The sequence below is a fragment of the Methylobacterium sp. E-065 genome (genome assembly GCF_022829605.1).
Taxonomy (GTDB): Bacteria; Pseudomonadota; Alphaproteobacteria; order Rhizobiales; family Beijerinckiaceae; genus Methylobacterium.
Map to the genome: position 1 here is coordinate 148,690 of NZ_JAKSYD010000100.1, position 19,568 is coordinate 168,257.

At 67.1% G+C, this 19,568-nt stretch carries 18 protein-coding genes and 1 pseudogene; 3 read left to right on the top strand and 16 right to left on the bottom strand.

The window, feature by feature from the left end:
• Window positions 1-2: 2 nt before the first annotated feature.
• From MKK84_RS10895 to MKK84_RS10925, 7 genes and pseudogenes are all read right to left on the bottom strand, one after another.
• Window positions 3-458, bottom strand: a complete 456-nt coding sequence (locus MKK84_RS10895) for a proton-translocating transhydrogenase family protein (RefSeq protein ID WP_243919588.1) — start codon at window positions 456-458, stop codon at window positions 3-5.
• Window positions 459-482: 24 nt separating this feature from the next.
• Window positions 483-1,706, bottom strand: a complete 1,224-nt coding sequence (locus MKK84_RS10900) for a Re/Si-specific NAD(P)(+) transhydrogenase subunit alpha (protein WP_243919590.1) — start codon at window positions 1,704-1,706, stop codon at window positions 483-485.
• Between the two features lie 208 nt (window positions 1,707-1,914).
• Complete coding sequence (locus tag MKK84_RS10905; protein ID WP_243919592.1) at window positions 1,915-2,208, bottom strand: aa3-type cytochrome c oxidase subunit IV; 294 nt, start codon at window positions 2,206-2,208, stop codon at window positions 1,915-1,917.
• A gap of 122 nt (window positions 2,209-2,330) precedes the next feature.
• Window positions 2,331-3,692: an ABC1 kinase family protein gene (locus MKK84_RS10910; RefSeq protein ID WP_243919594.1), complete on the bottom strand. Its 1,362-nt coding sequence runs from the start codon at window positions 3,690-3,692 to the stop codon at window positions 2,331-2,333.
• An 85-nt stretch (window positions 3,693-3,777) separates the two neighbouring features.
• Window positions 3,778-4,184 (bottom strand): annotated as a pseudogene (locus tag MKK84_RS10915) (type II toxin-antitoxin system death-on-curing family toxin).
• Window positions 4,181-4,405 carry an AbrB/MazE/SpoVT family DNA-binding domain-containing protein gene (locus MKK84_RS10920; RefSeq protein ID WP_243919684.1) on the bottom strand — a complete coding sequence of 75 codons (225 nt, stop codon included), beginning with the start codon at window positions 4,403-4,405 and terminating at the stop codon, window positions 4,181-4,183. The pseudogene MKK84_RS10915 and the gene MKK84_RS10920 overlap by 4 nt, the downstream one beginning before the upstream one ends.
• A gap of 64 nt (window positions 4,406-4,469) precedes the next feature.
• Window positions 4,470-6,341, bottom strand: coding sequence for a M3 family oligoendopeptidase (locus MKK84_RS10925; protein ID WP_243919596.1), 1,872 nt, complete (start codon window positions 6,339-6,341; stop codon window positions 4,470-4,472).
• A gap of 248 nt (window positions 6,342-6,589) precedes the next feature.
• On the opposite strand from MKK84_RS10925, the gene MKK84_RS10930 reads away from it, so the two are divergent.
• From MKK84_RS10930 to MKK84_RS10940, 3 genes are all read left to right on the top strand, one after another.
• Window positions 6,590-8,074: a sigma-54-dependent transcriptional regulator gene (locus MKK84_RS10930; protein ID WP_243919597.1), complete on the top strand. Its 1,485-nt coding sequence runs from the start codon at window positions 6,590-6,592 to the stop codon at window positions 8,072-8,074.
• A 243-nt stretch (window positions 8,075-8,317) separates the two neighbouring features.
• Entirely contained in the window at window positions 8,318-10,300 is a 1,983-nt protein-coding gene (locus tag MKK84_RS10935; RefSeq protein ID WP_243919598.1) for a murein L,D-transpeptidase, read from the top strand.
• Between the two features lie 152 nt (window positions 10,301-10,452).
• On the top strand, window positions 10,453-11,955 hold the full coding sequence (locus MKK84_RS10940) for a DUF882 domain-containing protein (protein WP_243919599.1): 1,503 nt from the start codon (window positions 10,453-10,455) through the stop codon (window positions 11,953-11,955).
• A gap of 96 nt (window positions 11,956-12,051) precedes the next feature.
• Here the strand turns inward: MKK84_RS10940 and MKK84_RS10945 are convergent, their stop codons facing one another.
• The 9 genes from MKK84_RS10945 to MKK84_RS10985 form a co-directional block, all read right to left on the bottom strand.
• Window positions 12,052-12,306: a hypothetical protein gene (locus MKK84_RS10945; RefSeq protein WP_243919600.1), complete on the bottom strand. Its 255-nt coding sequence runs from the start codon at window positions 12,304-12,306 to the stop codon at window positions 12,052-12,054.
• Between the two features lie 192 nt (window positions 12,307-12,498).
• Window positions 12,499-15,189, bottom strand: coding sequence for a pyruvate, phosphate dikinase (ppdK, locus tag MKK84_RS10950; RefSeq protein ID WP_243919685.1), 2,691 nt, complete (start codon window positions 15,187-15,189; stop codon window positions 12,499-12,501).
• Window positions 15,190-15,354: 165 nt separating this feature from the next.
• Entirely contained in the window at window positions 15,355-15,498 is a 144-nt protein-coding gene (locus MKK84_RS10955) for a DUF3096 domain-containing protein (RefSeq protein ID WP_243919601.1), read from the bottom strand.
• Between the two features lie 107 nt (window positions 15,499-15,605).
• Window positions 15,606-16,718 carry a photosynthetic reaction center cytochrome PufC gene (pufC, locus tag MKK84_RS10960; protein WP_243919602.1) on the bottom strand — a complete coding sequence of 371 codons (1,113 nt, stop codon included), beginning with the start codon at window positions 16,716-16,718 and terminating at the stop codon, window positions 15,606-15,608.
• Window positions 16,719-16,728: 10 nt separating this feature from the next.
• The gene (pufM, locus tag MKK84_RS10965; RefSeq protein WP_243919604.1) at window positions 16,729-17,709 is read right to left on the bottom strand and encodes a photosynthetic reaction center subunit M; all 981 of its coding nucleotides are present in this window, start codon (window positions 17,707-17,709) and stop codon (window positions 16,729-16,731) included.
• 79 nt (window positions 17,710-17,788) lie between these two features.
• Window positions 17,789-18,613: a photosynthetic reaction center subunit L gene (pufL, locus tag MKK84_RS10970; RefSeq protein ID WP_243919607.1), complete on the bottom strand. Its 825-nt coding sequence runs from the start codon at window positions 18,611-18,613 to the stop codon at window positions 17,789-17,791.
• A 76-nt stretch (window positions 18,614-18,689) separates the two neighbouring features.
• Complete coding sequence (gene pufA / locus MKK84_RS10975) at window positions 18,690-18,878, bottom strand: light-harvesting antenna LH1, alpha subunit (protein WP_243919609.1); 189 nt, start codon at window positions 18,876-18,878, stop codon at window positions 18,690-18,692.
• A 10-nt stretch (window positions 18,879-18,888) separates the two neighbouring features.
• Window positions 18,889-19,125 carry a light-harvesting antenna LH1, beta subunit gene (gene pufB / locus MKK84_RS10980; RefSeq protein WP_243919611.1) on the bottom strand — a complete coding sequence of 79 codons (237 nt, stop codon included), beginning with the start codon at window positions 19,123-19,125 and terminating at the stop codon, window positions 18,889-18,891.
• A 205-nt stretch (window positions 19,126-19,330) separates the two neighbouring features.
• Entirely contained in the window at window positions 19,331-19,552 is a 222-nt protein-coding gene (locus tag MKK84_RS10985; RefSeq protein WP_243919688.1) for a hypothetical protein, read from the bottom strand.
• Window positions 19,553-19,568: the final 16 nt, after the last annotated feature.

A 19,568-nucleotide genomic window follows, 5' to 3' on the forward strand; every position in this document is an offset into this window, starting at 1 on the left:
GCTCAGCCCTTCTTCTTGTACATGCTGAGCATGCGCTGCGTGACGAGGAAGCCCCCGAAGATATTCACGCTGGCAAGCACGATGCCGATGAAGCCGAAGAACCGGGCGATCCCGGTTCCCTTCTCGATCAGCGGCACGCCGACCGCGAGGATCGCGCCGACGATGATCACCGAGGAGATCGCGTTGGTGACCGACATCAGGGGCGTGTGCAGGGCCGGGGTCACCGACCAGACCACGTAGTAGCCGACGAAGATCGCCAGCACGAAGATCGCGAGCCGGAAGACGGTGGGATCGACCGCGCCGCCAGTGGCTGCACTGAGGCCGTGGCCCATGCCGTCAGCGATGAACTGCGCCTGGTTGGCGGCGTTCTGCGCCACCGCGGCAGCGGCGCGGGCGGCGTCAGCCAGCACGCGGGCCTGATCGGCCGCTTGGTCGGGAGGGACGATGACGGTTGCCATTCTGCTACTCCTCGCGACGAGATCTTAGTGCGCGCTCGAGGCGGCGGCGGAACCCTTGCCGGCCTCGGACTTGGCGAGGCCCACGGACGCGGCTTCCGAGGCGGGCCCATCGGTCTTGGACTGGAAGGAGGCGTGCACCACCGAGCCTTCGCGGGTGAGATTCGTCGCCTTCACCAGCTCGTCGTCCCACTTGATGTTCAGCGCCTTCGACTCCTTGTCGATCAGCGTCTCGACGAAGGCGTAGAGATTGCGCGCGTAGAGGCTCGAGGCCGTAGCGGCGAGCCGCCCCGGCACGTTGAGATGCCCGACGATTTTCACGCCGCGCTCGGTGGTGACGATCTCGCCCGGCTTGGCGCCGGCGACGTTGCCCCCGCGCTCGACGGCGAGATCGATCAGGACCGAACCCGGCTTCATCGACGCCACCATCTCCTCCGAGACGAGCTTCGGCGCCGGGCGACCCGGGATCAGCGCGGTGGTGATCACGATGTCCTGCTTGGCGATGTGGCCCTTCACGAGCTCCGCCTGCTTCTTCTGATAGTCGGCCGACATCTCCTTGGCGTAGCCGCCCGCGGTCTCGGCCTGCTTGAACTCGTCGTCCTCGACGGCGACGAACTTGGCGCCAAGCGATTCGACCTGCTCCTTGGTGGCCGGACGCACGTCGGTCGCGGTCACGACCGCACCCATGCGCCGGGCCGTGGCGATGGCCTGAAGTCCCGCGACGCCGACGCCCATCACGAAGACGCGGGCGGCCGGCACGGTGCCGGCTGCGGTCATCATCATCGGCATGGCGCGGCCATATTCGGCGGCACCGTCCACGACCGCGCGGTAGCCCGCAAGGTTCGCCTGGGACGACAGCACGTCCATCACCTGGGCCCGGGTGATGCGCGGCATCAGCTCCATGGAGAAGCCGGCGACGCCGGCCTCCGCCATCGCCTTGAGGGCATCTTCGTTGCCGTAGGGGTCCATGATCGCCACCACGGTGGCGCCGCGCTTGAAGACCGGCAACTCCTCGGCGCTCGGCCGACGGACCTTGAGAACGAGGTCTGCGTCCCGCGCCGTGTCTTCGGCGCTTCCCGCGACCGTCGCGCCGGCGGCCTCATAATCGTCGTCCAGGAAGCCGGCCTTCGTGCCCGCACCGGACTGCACCACTACGTCGGCGCCCAACGCCTTGAATTTCTTGACAGTCTCGGGAACCGCAGCGACGCGCGGTTCCGCGGAGTCCGTCTCGGACAGCACAGCAATACGCATGCGCGAATTCCCCTGAACAAGCTCGGCATTCCGAATGCGCGAACCCGCGCGGCTTTACGAGATGCTAAGCTTCTAGTCTGCGATGAAAACGGTGGGAATGTAACTTGTGCTCAATCTAATTGCACGTCGTGCACAAGCATTCCGCTTCGCAGGGCGCGAGCGGGTCACGATACGGCATGACCGGTCCATCGGACCGAGCTGCCTACGCTCAGGCGAAGAAGAGGTAGAGAAGAAGCAGGATGGCCACGACCAGGGGACCCCGCCATCCGACCGCCGGGGCCACCGCACCGATCGCACCGGCGGCGCCGGACGCGATGACGCTGAGGATGGCCAGGAGCCACGCTTCGCGAATGCCGCCGATCGCCAGGGCCAGGACCCAGCAGATAACCACTCCGCTGCCGATCTCGACGAAGCGGACGAAGCCGCGATAGGTCTGCTCGTGGGTCTTCGCGTCCATCGCCGGGCTGTAGGTGTGCCCGGCCACCGTGTCACTCTCAGCCATCGTGCGCTCGTATCCCTAAGACGCGACTTCTTGCGGTCACGGTGGGATGTAACTCAAGCGCCTATCTGCCGCAATCGGACGCACGCAATTGATCGCCGCCCCGGTAGGGGTCGCGGGCGGTCTCAGGCCGGCTTCGGAAGCCCGACCGCGGCCAGGGCTTGCTCCTGACGCCGGGCGAGTTCGTCCAATGAGAAGTGCTCGATCTCCGCCTCGAACAACCTGTGGTAATTCAGCTCCGAGCGCAAATGGAGAAAGACGGCGCCGAGACCCACGGCGGCGCGGTCCATAAAGACGAATTCCTGCGGGACGGTCACCGGTCCCCGCTCCTTGAGGGCCTGGTGCACCTCGAATGCCTGCCGTCGGCCATACTCACCCGGCTTCACGCCGTCGGCGACGGTGCGGGTGCGGTCTTCCAAGAGCGGCCCATAGATGAACCGAGCCCAGATATTCAGGATCTCGATCTTCTCCTTGTCGAGGTCCTTGAAGCCCCAGACCTCGTAGGCGTGCACGATGCGCGCCGTGTCGTTCTCCAGCAGTCCCCGGTAGAGGTTCACCACGCCGCCGACGAATCGCGGGTGGAAGATGCGCACGCAGCCATAATCGAGCAGGTTGATGCCAGCGGCCTCCCCGCCCTCGGAGAACACCGTGTAATTGCCGAGATGCGGGTCGCCATGGATCACCGCAGCGCGGCTGAACGGGTGCCACCACGCCTTGAACATCGCTTGAGCGATACGGTTGCGGATCTCGACCGGCTCATCGGCGAAGCCCAGGATCCTGTCGCCGTCCAGCCATCCGAGCGTGAGCAGGCGTTTGGTCGAGAGTTCGGGGAACACCTCGGGGACGCGCACCGCCGCGATATCCTTGAGTACGGTGCTGTACAGGGCGGCGTGCTTGGCCTCGCGCTCGTAATCGAGCTCCTCCCGCACACGCGCGCCGATCTCCTTCGCGATCTCCCGCGTGTCGAGCCAGGAATTCATCCTGCGGTGGAGCGCGAACGCGACCTCGAGCTGCTTCAGATCGGCCTCGACCGCCGATTGCATGTCCGGGTATTGCAGCTTGCAGGCTAGCCGCTCGCCGCCCTTGCTGGTTGCGCGGTGAACCTGGCCCAGGGAGGCCGCGGCGGCCGGCTTCAGGTCGAAGCTGCCGAAGCGGTCCTGCCACCCGGCGCCCAGTTCGGACTGCATCCGGCGTCGGACGAACGCCGCGCCCATGGGCGGTGCATCGGCCTGGAGCTTCTGCAACTCGGCTGCGTATTCAGGCGGCAGCAGATCCGGCACGGTGGCGAGCAACTGCGCGACCTTCATGATCGGGCCCTTCAGACCGCCCAACGCCTGCGCCAGGGCAGCGGCGTTGGTGGTCCCCTCCTTGCCGAACAGCCGAGCCATCGCCATCCGGGCGGCGACGCCCCCGACATTGGCACCAACGCTGGCATAGCGGCCCGCACGGGCGGAGAAGCGGTTGGCTTCGCGGTCGATCTCGGCCATGTCTCGATCTGCTCGTCTGCTGCCACGAAGCAGATATGCCGCGCCGGGGCGGACACCAGGGGCGTGGGGCCCTGCGCCGCGGGGCTCAGGCCGGCCAGTTGTCCCGGATCCAGCGGATGAGACCGGCTTCGTCGATCTCGCCGGCGGCGAGGCCCCGGATCATCAGCACTGCTTCCGCTTCATCGGCAACGAAGTCGATGTCGTTCATCCCGAGAAACGTCACGAGCGCCAAAAGTGCGGCTCGCTTGTTGCCATCGATGAACGGATGGTTCTTGGCGATGCCGAACGCGTATGCAGCGGCCAATTCGGCGAGATCGATTTTTTTTCGGCGTCTTCGGCATACGCGACCGGATTCTTTGGTCTTCCGAGCGCGGACTCGAGAGCGCCTTCGTCGCGCAAGCCCGGCGGGCCGCCGAAGAGCCGGAGCTGCTGAGCGTGAATGGCCTGAACGAGATCGCTCGTGAGCCACTCGATCTCCTGACCGAAACTCATTTTGCGAGTTCCGCCAGGGCATTGCGATAAGTCTTCATCGCCTTCTCGGCGATTTTCATGCCCTTCTCGAATGCCGGATCGTAGGGCGACAGCCGAACGGAGCCGTCCGCATTCTCTGTGACGTACAGCCAATCGCCCTGGGTCAGATTAAGCTGGCCCAGGAGTTCCTTCGGCAAGATCAGGCCGGTCGAGTTGCCGACACGCTTGACTTCGAGCTTCATCATCAACCCCTGGATGTTATACATTGGGTATAACATCCAGGATGTCGTTCTGGAAGCGGTTCCGTCAGGTCTGCCCTTCCATCCCTTCCAGCTCCACGATCATCCCCTCGATCATGCCGAGGCCGATCTGCCAGAAGCCCGGATCCTTCGCGTCGAGGCCGAACGGCGCGAGTAACTCGCCATAAGGCTTCGAACCGCCGGCCGCGAGCAGCGCGAAGTACCGATCGACAAAGCCCGCCTCAGCCTTCGCATAGACCCCGTAGAGCGAGTTCACGAGGCAGTCGCCGAACGCGTAGGCGTAGACGTAGAACGGCGAGTGGATGAAGTGCGGGATGTAGGCCCAGTACGGCTCATAGCCCGCATCCAGCGTGATCGCGGGTCCGAGCGATTCCGCCTGCACCGACATCCACAGGGCGTTGATCTGGTCGGTCGTCAGTTCCCCCTTGGCGCGGGCGAGATGCACCTTCCGCTCGAACGAGTAGAACGCGATCTGGCGCACCACCGTGTTGATCATGTCCTCGACCTTGGCGGCGAGCATGGCCCGGCGCTGGGTCGTGTCGGTCGTAGCAGCGAGCAGCTTGCGGAAGGTCAGCATCTCGCCGAACACGCTCGCGGTCTCGGCCAGCGTCAGGGGCGTGGGCGCCATCAGCGCGCCGTTGGGGCCGGCGAGCACCTGATGGACGCCGTGGCCGAGTTCGTGGGCGAGCGTCATCACGTCCCGCGGCTTGCCCTGGTAGTTGACCAGCACATAGGGATGGGCCGAGGGCACGGTCGGGTGCGCGAAGGCGCCGGGGGCTTTGCCGGGCCGGGTCGGCGCATCGATCCAGCGCTCGTCGAAGAAGCGCTTGGCGATGCCCGCCATCTTGGGCGAGAAGGCGTCGTAGGCCGACAGCACCGTGTCGCGCGCTTCGCTCCAGGGAATCGTGCGCTGCTCGACCTTCGGCAGCGGTGCGTTGCGATCCCAATAGGGCAGCGTCTCCTGCCCGAACCATTTGGCCTTCAGCTTGTAATAGCGGTGCGACAGGCGCGGATAGGCCGTCCGCACGGCATCGACCAGTGCCTCGACCACCTCGGGCTCGACCCGGTTGGCGAGGTGACGGGCCTCGGCCACGTCCTTGAAGCCGCGCCAGCGGTCAGAAATCTCCTTGTCCTTGGCGAGCGTGTTGGTGATCAGCGTGAACACCCGGAGCTGCCCGCGCAGCACCGAACTGATCGCGCCGGCAGCCTCCTTGCGGACCGCGCCGTCGGAATCCTGGAGCTTGTTGAGTGTCGGCTCCAGCGGCATCTCTTCGCCCTGCACGGTGAAGCGCAGCGACGCGATGGTCTCGTTGAACAACCGGTCCCAGGCGGCATTCGCGGTGACCGACTTCTCCAAGAAGAGCTTCTCGGTCCGGTCGTCGAGCTGGTGCGGCTTCTCCCGGCGCAGATCTTCGATCCACGGCGCGTAATGGGCCAGCGGTCCCTGCGCCATCGCGGCGTCCAGCACCGAATCCTCGGCCCGGTTCAGTTCGAGCGCGAAGAACAGCAGGTCGGCCGAGGCGTTGGTCAGGCGTTCGCGCGTGTCGCCGTAGAACTTGGCCCGAGCCTCGTCGGTCGTGTCGCCGGAATAGACGAGACCGGCGAACGACATCAGCTTTCCGAGCAGGTCCTCGATCCCCTCATAGGCCCGCACTGGCTCGGCAAGGCGCACGGAGGCGTCGGGCCCGGCGGCGATCTCGGCGATTCGCCCGGCATAAGTCTCGGAGAAGCGGCGGCACTCCTCCTCGGCCCGGGTCATGTCGGCGGAGAAATTCGGGTCGTCGAGGCCGGCGTAGAGGTCCGTCAGGTCCCATTCGGGAAGAACACCGAGGTCGGCCGCCTTCGCGGCGGCGCGCGCGGCGCTCACGCCTTCGGGCAGACGGACGATCACCGGCGACGCGGTGGAGCTCGGCATCATGTCGTGCGTTCCTTTCACGGGGAGTTGGCTCCGTAGCCTGATATCGAGTGGGCCGCCACGCGTTCAACGCGGCGGGTTGGCGGGACGCGCGACCTCGATCCGGCCGGACAGTGCAAACGTCGTTAAGCGGCACTTTACGTCTGTGGTTCACCCTCCGCCTCGAAACGAAACAGCTGCCGAATCGGAACAGGTGTCCGGGATCGTTCCCGCGTCGCCGGCCCGGTCCGCGTGCCCGTCAGGGAGCCGCCATGTCCACCACCGTGCTCATCGTGGACGACGATCCGGTTCAGCGCCGCCTCGCCGAGGCGGCGGTGCGTCGCTTCGGCTTCGAGGCCCGCGTGGTCGAGAACGGCGCCGACGCGCTGATCATGCTGAAATCCGAGGGTGCCGATGTGGTGCTCCTCGACCTCGTCATGCCGGGGCTCGACGGTCTCGGCGTGCTGGCCGAGATGCGCAAGAGCGGACTTGCGACCCCGGTCATCGTGCAGACCTCCAACGGATCGATCGACGCGGTCGTCTCGGCCATGCGGGCCGGGGCGGTCGATTTCGTGGTCAAGCCCGCGGGCGCCGAGCGGTTGCAGGTCTCGATCAAGAACGCGCTGCGAGTCGATACGCTCGAGGAGGAGGTGCGCCGCATGCGCCGCCGCGCCTCCGGCGTCCTGACCTTCAAGGATCTCGCGTCCAAGAGCCCCGACATGGAGCGGGTCATCCGCCTCGCCGAGCGGGCTGCGAAGTCCAACATCCCCGTGCTGATCGAGGGCGAGTCCGGCGTCGGCAAGGAGGTGCTGGCCCGGGCAATCCAGGGATCGGGCGACCGGCGCGGCAAGCCGTTCGTCATCGTCAATTGCGGGGCGATCCCCGAGAACCTCGTGGAATCGACCTTGTTCGGCCACGAGAAGGGGGCGTTCACGGGCGCCACCGAGAAACATGCCGGCAAGTTCGTGGAGGCTTCGGGGGGCACCCTGTTCCTCGACGAGATCGGCGAACTGCCGCTCGACGCGCAGGTGAAGCTGCTGCGCGCCCTGCAGGAAGGCGAGGTCGATCCGGTCGGCGGCAAGCGTCCGGTCCGGGTCGATATCCGCCTCGTTTCGGCGACCAACCGCTCGCTCCTCGATCTGGTGAAGCAGGGCAAATTCCGCGAGGATCTCTATTACCGCCTCAACGTCTTCCCGATGACCCTGCCGCCCCTGCGGGCGCGCCGGGAGGATATCCCGGATCTCGTCCGCTCGTTCTGCGCGCGCTTCTCCGCCGAGGAGAGCAAGCGCGTGCGAGCGATCACCCCCGAGGCGATGGCGCTCCTGACCCGCTATCCCTGGCCGGGCAACGTCCGGCAGCTGGAGAACGCGCTGTTCCGGGCCGTGGTGCTGGCCGACGGCGACGAGCTGACGGTGACCGAATTCCCGCAGATCGCCGCGCAGGTGGAGGGATTCGACGTCCGCATCCCACCGGTCCCCATGCAGGCGCAGATGGCGGCCTATGCCCCGGAGCCGGTGCGCGAGATCGTTCGGGTCGAGGTGCGCGATCCGCATGCCATGTCGCTCGTCGCCGAGGAGACCGGCGAGATGAAGCCGATGGATGTGCTGGAGGCCGAGATCATCCGCTACGCGCTGCAATTCTACCGGCAGCGCATGTCGGAGGTGTCGCGTCGCCTCGGGATCGGCCGGTCGACCCTGTACCGGAAGTTGAAGGACCTTGGTCTCGAAGGTGACGAGAAGGGTGAGGACGCCGCTTGAGCCGATTGCGCGTGCGCTAGCACACAGGGCGAATACGCTACATCCGCACGCAACCGGATCTCGACACAGCTGCGCAATACGGATCGAACATTCTTAAAACAGAAATATCCGATCCCTCAATGATCGGTCGGCCCACTCCAACCAAGCCTTCAACTTGATGGACTGCGGTTGCTGAACGCCACGCTTGCGCGGATAATCACAATCTGCGCGTGCGGTCCTGTCGCCGCTCCCCGGGAGAACACGATGCGCGTCCCGCGCTCAAGCCTTATGGCGTTGGCCGCCTTCTTGACCGGAACGGTGGCGTCGGCCGCTATGGCTGCCGATACGGCGGCGCTCGATACCTCCATCGCCCCGCCGGTCTCGGTGTCGCCCTCGCCGACGCCGCCACCGGATTCAGCCCCGTCCGCGCTGCCGGACTACAAGCCCGAAGCCCCCGTCGCCGAACCGGCGCCTGCCGCAGCCGCGCCCGTGGTCCCGACCGATCCCCAGGGCGCCGCCGTATCGGCCCGCCTTGCCGATCCGGCGCCGCTGCTGTTGCGCCTGACGACCAAGGAGCGCGACGCCATCCGCGCGTTCTACGAAGCCCGCGCCAGCAAGTCCTTGTGGGTCGCAGACGGCGCGTGGACCGAGGCTGCCAAAGCCGTCACCGCCCGACTGGCGGCGGCTGTCGAGGACGGCCTGGACGCCAGCGCCTACACGATCCCGAACCTGCCCGGGAAACCGGACGAGAAAGCGGTCGCCGATGCCGATCTGCGCCTGTCCGCAGCGGCCGTGCTGTATGCGCGCGACGCCCGGGGAGGCCGTATCAATCTTGCATCGATCTCACGCCTGATCACGCCGCATCTCGACCTGCCGGCGGGGAACGACGTGCTGACCAAGCTCGGTGACGCCGGTGCGAAGGCCGGCGATGTGCTCCAGGGCTACAATCCGGCCACGCCGGGCTACCTCGCGCTCAAGGCCCGGCTCGCTTCGCTGCGCGGCCCGGCACCGGTCGCCGTCAAGCCGCTGCGGCTGCCATCCGGCCCTGCCCTGCGCCTCGGCATGCACGATCCCCGCGTTCCGCTGCTGCGTGCGCATTTCGGTTTGGACAACCGCCCGTCCGGGACGTTCGACCAGGGCCCCGGCGAGCCTGACACCTACGATTCCGCCGTCGCCGACGCGGTGTCCAAGTTCCAGCGCGGCCGGGGCCTGCCTGCCACCGGCATCCTGAACGTCCAGACCGTACTGGCGCTCGCCGATGCCGGCCGGAGCACGCGTCCGACCGGCGGCGAGGCCGAACTGATCGTCAACATGGAGCGGTGGCGCTGGCTGCCGGGGGATCTCGGCCCGGACTACATCCTGGTCAACGTGCCGGAATATCGCCTGCGCGCCTATCGCGGCGGCGTCCTGCGCGACGAGGCCCGGGTCATCGTCGGCAAGCCGGATTCGCGCACGCCGCTGTTTTCGGGGCTGATGGAATACGCGGTCGTCAACCCGTCCTGGTACGTGCCGCCCTCGATCCTCAAGACGATGGCGCCGAAGCTCGCTGGCTACGGCGGCAAGACCTGGGGCGGCTACGAGGTGGTCCGCCGCGGCGGACACATCTCGCTGCGCCAGCCCCCGGGGGAGCGCAATGCGCTGGGCTTCATCAAGTTCATGTTCCCGAACCAGCACGCGGTCTACCTGCACGACACGCCGAACCGCTCGCTGTTCTCCGCCGCCAAGCGTGACTTCAGCCATGGCTGCGTCCGCGTGGACGATCCATTCCGCCTCGCCGACGCGGTGTTGCCGGACTGGTCGGCGGAGCGGCTCAAGAAGCTGATCGGCAAGGGCGAGCGCACGCTCCGGCTGCCCGAGAAGCTGCCGGTCCACCTCGCCTATTTCACGGCGTACATGGACGACAGCGGCACCTACCGCACGCTGCCCGATCTCTACGGCTACGACGCGCCGATGCGCGCGGCCCTCGGGCTGCCCGGTGGCGGCGGTGCGGCGGTCGCCCGGCTGCCGGACGAGGCGCCCCGGCGCAAGGCCGAGGCCGTACCGACACCGCCGAAGGCTCACAGCGCCCAGCGCCGCTCGACCCATCGCCAGGTGGCCAGCGAATGGCCCACCGGTCGCTACGAAGAGGCCGCTCCGCCACGGCGCCATCTGCGCCGGGCCGCCCGCGCCGATGATGCGCCGGAATACGGTGAGCCCGGCCTGTGGACCCCGGCGCCGCAGCAGGCCGGACCGCGGAGCTACTGGTAGCCCTCGAGCGATCAGCGGCCACGATCGCAACTTTCACGTGCGCGGCCACACATCCGGGCACGATTTCGCCACGGTCCAGCTTTAGCCGTTTCTGCCGATAGCCGGGCACGTCCCGAGCGAGCTGCAGCAGGCTGGAGAGGATGAGGACCGTCGTGCCGAGCCTTCCAACCCTCCGAAAGCTCGCCATCGCCCTTTCGGGCATCGCGCTGGGGATCCTCGCCGGAACCGCCGAGACCGAGAATGCGGTCGCCAACGGCGATACCCGCGCACTGACGATCTACCACACCCACACGCAGGAAAGCGCGACCATCACGTTCAAGCGTGACGGGCGCTACGACCGTGCGGCCCTCGAGCAGATGAACTGGCTCCTGCGCGACTGGCGCATCAACGAGCCGACCAAGATGGATCCCCGCCTGTTCGACACGGTCTGGGAGGCCTATCGGCAGGTCGGCTCGGGACAGGCGATCCACATCGTCTCGGCTTATCGCTCGCCCGGCACCAACGCGATGCTGCGCCGCCGTTCGAAGATGGTGGCCGAATACAGCCAGCACATGCTCGGCAAGGCGATGGACTTCTACCTGCCGGACGTGCCGATCGACCGGATCCGCGAGGTCGGGCTCCGGATGCAGCGCGGCGGCGTCGGCTGGTATCCGCATGCGGGCACGCCGTTCATCCACCTCGATGTCGGCTCGGTGCGGATGTGGCCGCGCATGACCCACGATCAGCTCGCCCGCGTCTTCCCGGACGGCAAGACGGTCCACCTCGCGAGCGATAACCGCCCCTTCCCGCGCTACGAGGAGGCGAAGGCCGAGATCCTGGCCCGCGGCGGCACCGTCGCCGGCATCACCACCCAGATGGCCGGCGGTGGCGAGGAGGAGGATGGGCCGGGCCTGTTCGGCTTCCTGGCCAGCCTGTTCGGAGGCGGCCGATCCGCCGAGCCGCCCGCTCCGCCGCTGCCTGCGCCCGTGGCGACGAAGACCCGTCGCGCGCCCGTTATCGCCGTGGCGAGCGCCGATCCGCAGGATACGGTCGGGACCCGCTCCGCCCTCGCCTACGCCGCGCCCGCGGCCGACGACGCCCTGCGCGGCTCCCTGGTCCAGCGCGAGCTCGCGAAGGCGCCGGACGCGAGAAATGTGGATGCGAAGGCCCTGCTCACCGCCGCTCCCCCGGCCTCGAAGGCCGAGGAGGCCATCGCTGCCGTCGTGACGCCACTTCCGCCGCGCCGACCGTCGGACCTCGCCGCCGTCGTGGCGGCCCTCACGATGCCGCTGCCACCGCCGCGCCCGGTGCAGTTCGCCGCGCTGAACGGCGGCATGGCCAACCTCCCGGCCGCAACCGAGATCCGTGCGCTGGCGAAACCCGCGCCCGTCGAGCCGGTCCGGGCCCGCACCCTGGTCGCCCCGGATGCCGACGCCAAGTTGCAGCTGCGTGCCCTGTTCGACACCGTCGAGGCCGGATCGGTGGCGGCCCCCGCAAGCCGCGGCGCGCCGGTTCGGATCGCCACGACCCGCGTTCGCGACGCCGCGCCGGATGCCATCCTGGCTGCCGCGCCGGAGCGCACGACAACACGCTTCAGTGCGCGCAGCCCGGGCGACGAGCTCGCGGCAGCCCGGTTCACCGGATCGGCGACACGGGCAGCGTCCGGGGGACGCTGAGTTGCTCAGCTTTAGCCGAGCTGGAGGCGAGACGCCTCGCGCGTCCCTGAGACAGATGTGGGTGGGCCGTCGAGCGGCGTCAGCGCGATAGAGACGTCAGCGCAGCGGCTTCGACAGGTTGACGCTCAACGCCGACACCAGCGTCGCCGCGTAACCGTCATCCTGCGTCGCAGCGATGCGATCGGCCTCGTTGCCGCTGTTCGTCGCGACCGACATCATGAGCATCCCGGCGGTCATCATTCCACCGAGCGCCGCCACGAGTGCGAGATAGGCGCGCACGGCAGCACGCGGCACCGCGACGATGACCTGCGGTTCGGTGAGGCCGAGGGGCGTGGGATCGGTCTGGATCATGGCCGGTGATTCTGACGGGTGACGCTGAACCCGCCGCGGATCGAAGAAACGCACGTCCGACCCATCGGCTCAATGGGTCAACACCGTATTGGCAGTCGAGTTCGCCGAAAGTGCCGGCTTTTCAGCGGCTCTTCTTACGCGTGGTTGAGAAGCGGTGGAGGACGCCACCTCGGCGCCCTCCCCGGTAGGGCCTCAGCCTTCCTTGGCCGAAACCTTGCCGAGCGACGCCTGGGCCGCCGCGAGGCGCGCGATCGGCACCCGGTAGGGCGAGCAGGACACGTAATCGAGCCCGACCTCGTGGCAGAAGCCGATCGAGGCCGGGTCGCCGCCGTGTTCGCCGCAAATGCCGAGCTTGATGTTGGGGCGCGTCTTGCGGCCCCGCTCGACGCCGATCCGCACCAACTCGCCCACGCCCTCCTGGTCGATGGTGATGAACGGGTCGGCCGGCAGGATGCCCTTCTGGGTGTAGGGGCCGAGGAAGGTCGCGGCGTCGTCGCGGGAGATGCCCAGCGCCGTCTGCGTCAGGTCGTTGGTGCCGAAGGAGAAGAACTCGGCCGTCTCGGCGATCTCGCCGGCCTTCAGCGCCGCCCGCGGCAGCTCGATCATGGTGCCGACCTGATAGTCGAGGGTCGCACCCTTCTCCTCGGCCACGGCCTTCGCCATGGCGTCGATGCGCGCCTTCACGATGTCGAACTCGGCGCGGGTGAAGACCAGCGGCACCATCACCTCGGACGTGACCGGGCTGCCGGTATCGGCGGCAGCCTGCACGGCCGCTTCGAAGATCGCCCGAGCCTGCATTTCGGCGATTTCGGGGAACGCGATGGCGAGGCGACAGCCGCGGAAGCCGAGCATCGGGTTGTGCTCGGACAGCTCGCGGGTCCGGTGCCGGATCTTCTCCTCCGAGACGCCGGTCGCCTTCACCACCTCGGCGACCTCGGCGTCGGTGTGCGGCAGGAACTCGTGGAGCGGCGGGTCGAGCAGGCGGATCGTGACCGGCAGACCGGACATGATCGTGAACAACTCGACGAAGTCCTGCCTCTGGTAGGGCAGGATCTTGGCGAGCGCCGCGCGACGGCCCTCGGCGTCGTCCGCCAGGATCATCTCGCGCACCGCGATGATGCGGTCGCCCTCGAAGAACATGTGCTCGGTGCGGCAGAGGCCGATGCCCTCGGCGCCGAAGTTGCGCGCGGTCCGCGCATCGGTCGGCGTGTCGGCGTTGGCCCGAACCTTCATGCCGCGGAACACGTCCGCCCACTCCATGAGCGTGGCGAAATCGCCGGAGAGCTCGGGCTCCAGCATCTTCACCTCACCCTGGATGACCTGTCCGGACGAGCCGTCGATGGTGATCTTGTCGCCGGCCTTCAGCGTTACGCCGCCGACCGTCATGGTCTGCGCCTTGTAGTCGATCCGGATCGACCCGACGCCGGACACGCAGGGCTTGCCCATGCCGCGGGCCACGACGGCCGCGTGGCTGGTCATGCCGCCGCGGGTGGTCAGGATGCCCTCGGCGGCGTGCATGCCGTGAATGTCCTCGGGCGAGGTCTCGATCCGCACGAGGATGCACTTGCGCTCGGCCTTGCGGTGGGCCTCGGCGTCCTCCGAGTTGAACACGATCTCACCGGTCGCCGCGCCAGGCGAAGCCGGCAGGCCCGAGGCGATGACCTTGCGGTCGGCCTTCGGGTCGATGGTCGGGTGCAGGAGCTGGTCCAGAGCCCCGGGCTCGACCCGGCCGATCGCCTCCTCCCGGGAGATCACACCCTCGCCCGCAAGATCCACGGCGATGCGCAGGGCGGCCTTCGCCGTGCGCTTGCCGTTGCGGGTCTGGAGCATCCAGAGCTTCCCCTTCTCGATGGTGAACTCCATGTCCTGCATGTCGCGGTAATGCGCTTCCAGGATCCCGTAGATCCGGGTCAGCTCCGCGAAGCTCTCGGGCATGGCCTTCTCCATGGAAGGCTTGTCGCTCTCGGCCTCGATCCGGGCCTTTTCGGTGATGTTCTGCGGCGTACGGATACCCGCCACCACGTCCTCGCCCTGGGCGTTGATCAGGAACTCGCCGTAGAGCGCCTTCTCGCCGGTCGACGGGTTGCGGGTGAAGGCGACGCCGGTGGCCGATGTGTCACCCATGTTGCCGAACACCATGGCCTGGACGTTGACGGCCGTGCCCCAGCTCTCCGGGATGCTGTTCAGCTCCCGGTACTTCTTCGCCCGCGGGATCATCCAGGAATCGAACACCGCGCCGATCGCGCCCCAGAGCTGATCGTCCGCGCCCTGCGGGAAGTCCGAGCCGTGCTCATCGCGCACGATCTTCTTGTAGGTCTGGATCAGGGTCTTCCAGTCCGCGGCACCGAGTTCGGTGTCGAGTTCGAAGCCCTTGCCTTCCTTGTACTGCTCCAGCGCCTCCTCGAAGGCGTGGTGCTCAACGCCGAGCACGACGTTCGAATACATGGTGATGAAGCGGCGGTAGGAATCGTACGCGAAGCGCTCGTCCTCGGCCTCCTTGGCCAGCGCCAGGACGGTCTCGTCGTTGAGCCCGAGGTTCAGCACCGTATCCATCATGCCGGGCATCGAGGCGCGGGCGCCGGAGCGGACCGAAACGAGGAGCGGATTTTTCGCATCGCCGAACTTACGACCGGTCAGCACGCCGACCTGGGCCAGCGCCACGGTGACCTGATCCTTCAGCTCGGGCGGGTAGACCTTCCCGTTGTCGTAGTAGGAGGTGCAGACCTCGGTGGTGATGGTGAAGCCGGGAGGAACCGGCAGGCCGAGGTTGGACATCTCGGCGAGGTTGGCGCCCTTGCCGCCGAGCAGGTCGCGCATCTGCGACTTGCCCTCCGCCTTGCCGTCGCCGAAGGCGTAGACCCACTTCGCGCTGCCGGTCGCCATGTCGATCCCGTCCATATCTGATGCCCGGCTCCGGCCGAGCTGATGGGCGGGGTTGGACCATCCCGCACCGCAACGCAAGATGAACGCACGATGGCGTTGTGCGCACCCGTATGACGGCGATGCCGGTCTGTCAGGTGTGGCGCGCCAACTGAGGTGCGCGGCGGCTCAGTGCAGTATTCCCAAGCCGAGGATGCCGACGACGATCAGGTAGATCGCCACGATGTAATTGAGCAGCCGCGGCATGACCAGGATCAGGATCCCGGCGAGAATCGCGATGAGCGGCTGGAGGTTCGAGATGGTGATCGTCACGGGCGCCTCCCGAGGCCGAGCTTGGCCGCCGATATCGACGCCCCTAAACCGCGGAGGTTCCCTGTGGCTTGCGGGCGGCGGAGCCTCGGGCTCCGCCGCCCCTCACGTCAGGGCTTCGTGGGTTTCAGGGCCGGAGTCTGTGTCCCCGGGATCGGGTCCTTGGCCTCGCCGGTGGGCAGGCTGGCCTCGATGGTCGGGTGCGACAGCTCCGGGTAGGGCCCGATCACGTTGGCGCCGTTGAGCGGCTTGTTGGCGCCGTTGTGGCATGTGGCACAGTTGATCTTCGGCGCATCGCCGAGAACGCCCAGGCGGTTCTGCGGGAAGGTCGAGGTCAGCGGCGTCATGTAGTCCTGGTTGAGGTCCCGGACCATGCGGATGCCGTACCAGGCATGGACGCGGTTCGGCGTGCTCGTGTCCCACTGCGCCACCGAGCGGGTGTTGTGGCAGAAGGTGCAGTTCACGCCGAGCGACTGCGACATGCTGATCATGATCGCGAAGGTCTTCTCCGCATCTTGGATCGGCTTGCCCTTGGTCTCGGGCAAGGCCGTCGTAGCGTTGACCCGGACCGCGTCCTCCGACGTGTCCTTGTGCTGGTAGAAGGCCTGATACACGTCGTAGGGCAGCGAGGTGTTGCCGACTTCCGCGGAGGCGAGGTTCTGGCTGTTGTTGCGCGGGATGAACCGTCCCGCACCCTGGACCGGACGGTCGAACCAGATATTCGCCGGCACCGGATTGCCCCGGTGGCAGGTGTAGCAAGTCACGCCCGCCTCGTGGACGTGGTTCTCCTTCCAGGACGAGTTGATGTACTGGGTCATCTGGAGCATGCGGCGAGCGACGCGCTTCTGGTACAGCTCGTCGGAGGCCATGTTCTCGGTGCTGTGGCAGTAGGTACAGCCCTGCTGCGGTGCAACCCATTCGGTCATCGACACCATGACACGGTTGAACTGCTCGGCCGAGAGATCGCCCAGCACCTGGACGTTCTCGTAGACCGCCGAGGCCTTGTCGCCACCGGCATCGGCCGGGTCGGCCGGTGCCGGAGCCCTGTTGGCCTCCGACAGCGCCTCGTTGCCGGCCCGGGTCCGGATCAGGTCCATGCCGGTGCCGCGGAAGCCCGTCTGCTTGACCGCCATGGGCGGGTGGGTCCAGCCCGCGCCGCCGAACATCGCGATGGTGAGGAAGAGGGCCAGAGCCCCACCGACAACCGCCAGAATCGTCTTCATGACGGCCTCCTCACGGCTTCATGCCAGGTGCAAGATGGGCGGGATCCACGATCGGGCCGTAGACCTGCGGATAGTTCGGAGCGACGTGGTGCTTGACCGCCCAGAGGTACCAATTGTCGACCACGGTGCCGGTGAGCAGGATGCCGATGCCGCCTGTAAGGGTGGTCAGCACCGCGAACCACCACGCCCAGCGGTGGATCGACTCCATCGTGGCGTTGAAGCCCATGGTCCAGCGCCAGAACAGGGCGGCGCGCTCGGTGGCGGTGCCGCGATCGACGATCTGGTCGATCTCACGCTCGGCGCCGTAGCGCGAGCAGGCCAGGATGGTTCCGCCATGCATGGCGAACAGCAGGGTCGATCCGTAGAGGAACGTGATCGAGAGCATGTGGAACGGGTTGTAGAAGAGGTTGCCGTAGCGAAGCGAGAACGCCGCGGTCCAATCGAGGTGCGGGAAGATCCCGAACGGCACGGCTTCCGACCACGACCCCATCAGCACCGGGCGGATGAAACCGAGGACGAGATAGAGCCAGATCGCCGACGCGAAGGCCCACGGCACGTGGGTGCCGAGACCGAGCGCCCGGGCCCGCCGGTAGAGGTGGACCCACCAGAGCAGGATCGAGGCGGTGAGGAAGAAGCCGGCGATCAGCCACCAGCCGCCCTCGTTGAGCGGCGGCAGCACCCGGAGCCCGTATTTGGGCAGCGGTGGTTCCAGCGCGAGCCAGGGCAATTGGCGGACGAACTGGATTGGGCTCCAGTTCACCGAGGCCCACATGTTGAGCCCGATGATCTCGAACGCGATCAGCCCGCAGGTGATCGACAAAGCCGCGATGTAGCCGATGTAGATCGGCCCGACCTGGCTGTTGCCGATGAGCCCGAACAGATAGCTGTTGAACGGCTTGCCGATACGGTCGTCGACCGCCACCGGAACGCCCTGATCCGGCACGAGCGGACGGACCTGCGCCACCGTGAAGATGTTCTGGTAATAGGCCATGGCCTGCCCTCCCCGAGGATCCGCGCGCCCGAGCGGCGGGCCCCGTGTTATTCGTGGTGTCCTGGTCGTATCGCCGCGCTCATCCCCAGACGGGCAGGTTGAGCCACCAGCCCCACCATTGCGGCCAGCCCTGGGTCCAGAACGGGCCGCTGATCACGATGCAGACCGCGCTCCAGAACCCCGCCGCCAGGGCCAGGAACAGGCCGAGCCGGTGCACGCCGAGCGTGCCGATCGAGTAGCCGATCGTATCGCGGAAGAACGTGTCCTCGTGCTCGGGCGTCTTGACGGTCTCGCCCTTCTTCGGGTTCGTCGCCGAGAGGATCAGGCCGCCGTGCATGGCCAGCGCCAGCGTCGTGGTGAAGAAGAACGTCACCGCCAGCATGTGCGCCGGGTTATAGTGGAAGTGGAGATACTGATATCCGGTGTTCGACACCCAATCGAGGTGGCTCAGGATACCGTACGGGAAGCCGTAGCCCCAGGCGCCCATCAGGAACGGGCGGATCACCACAAGGGTGAAGTAGGCGAAGATCGCCATGCCGAAGGCGACCGGCACGTGGTAGCCGATGCCGAGCTTGCGGCAGATCTCGACCTCGCGCAGGGCCCAGGACACGAACGATCCCAGCGCGCAGAAGGTGATGATCTGCCAGAGGCCGCCTTCCTTGAGCGGCGCCAGCTTCAGCCCGTAGCTGATGTCCGGCGGGGCGATGTTGATCTGCCAGACGTTCCAGGTCGGCCCGATCGCCGCCCCGTAGATCACCAGGGCCGTGCCGAGCACGGTGAAGAACAGTCCGACGACGCCGAAGAAGCCGACGAAGAACGGTCCGACCCAGAAGTCGAAGAGGTCGCCGCCGAGCAGCGTACCGCCGCGGATCCTGTATTTGCGCTCGAAGCTCAGCATCGCCATGGCGGCGGCTCCTCGATCAGGCCGAGAGAAGAAAAGGGTGACCGCGGCCCTCGCGCGCCGCGGTCCAGACCGGATGTCAGGCCGGCAGCTGCGGCAGCGCCAGCGTGATGGCGTTCGCCTGCTTGTTGGCCTTCGGACCTTCCAGCCAGTTGAACCGGTCGGTCGAGAGCAAGATGAAGTGGATCAGCAGCGCCAGGATGAACAGGAAGGTGAACAGAGCCACCAGTGTTCGACGCGGATCGAAAAGCAACCAAACCTTATGCATGCGATCCTCCTCAGCCGATCATCGAGACGAGGGCACGGGCCGCATCGGTGACGCCTTCGAGCGAAGCGTAACCCTGGGGTCCGGGCAGCCACGGACGCCACAGCCAAACGAGGATGTGGGCGACCACGGCGATTGCCGTGAAGATGAGGAAGCTCGTCAGGAAGATCGCGTGGAACTCCTTGGCTTCCGGTTCCGTCAGCCCGGACAGGCTGCTCGGTCTTTCTGTTGCAACGGGTCCACCGGCCATCGTTCAGACCTCCGTGTGTTGGCCGCGCTTCTCAAAAAGCGCGACGGGTACAGCCGTGAAGCCTGGGTGGTCACGGCCTGACTTCCCCCGCGTCACCGGACGGAAGCATCTCGAACAGGGCGCTCAGCGCCTCTCACAAAATTCCCGCTGCGCTGTCGCGATCAGAGGGAGAACTCCCGGTGCCGGGGCGTTGTGTGAGGAGCTCTCAGCCCATGAAGGCAAAGGGGATGGCCTGCACCGCCATGGCGCGGGCCTCACCGAAGACGGAGCGGCGCGCAGGCGCGAGGCCCGGTCGCGACACGGCCTGGGCCGGCCGGACGCGCCCAAGGGCTGCGGCGGCGAGGAAGAACGGGTAGGTCGCCGCCAGGATCAGCCGGAACTGGATCTCTTCCTGGTGCTGGCGGGCATTCGGGACCATCGTGCGCATCATCAGGTCTCCTTCG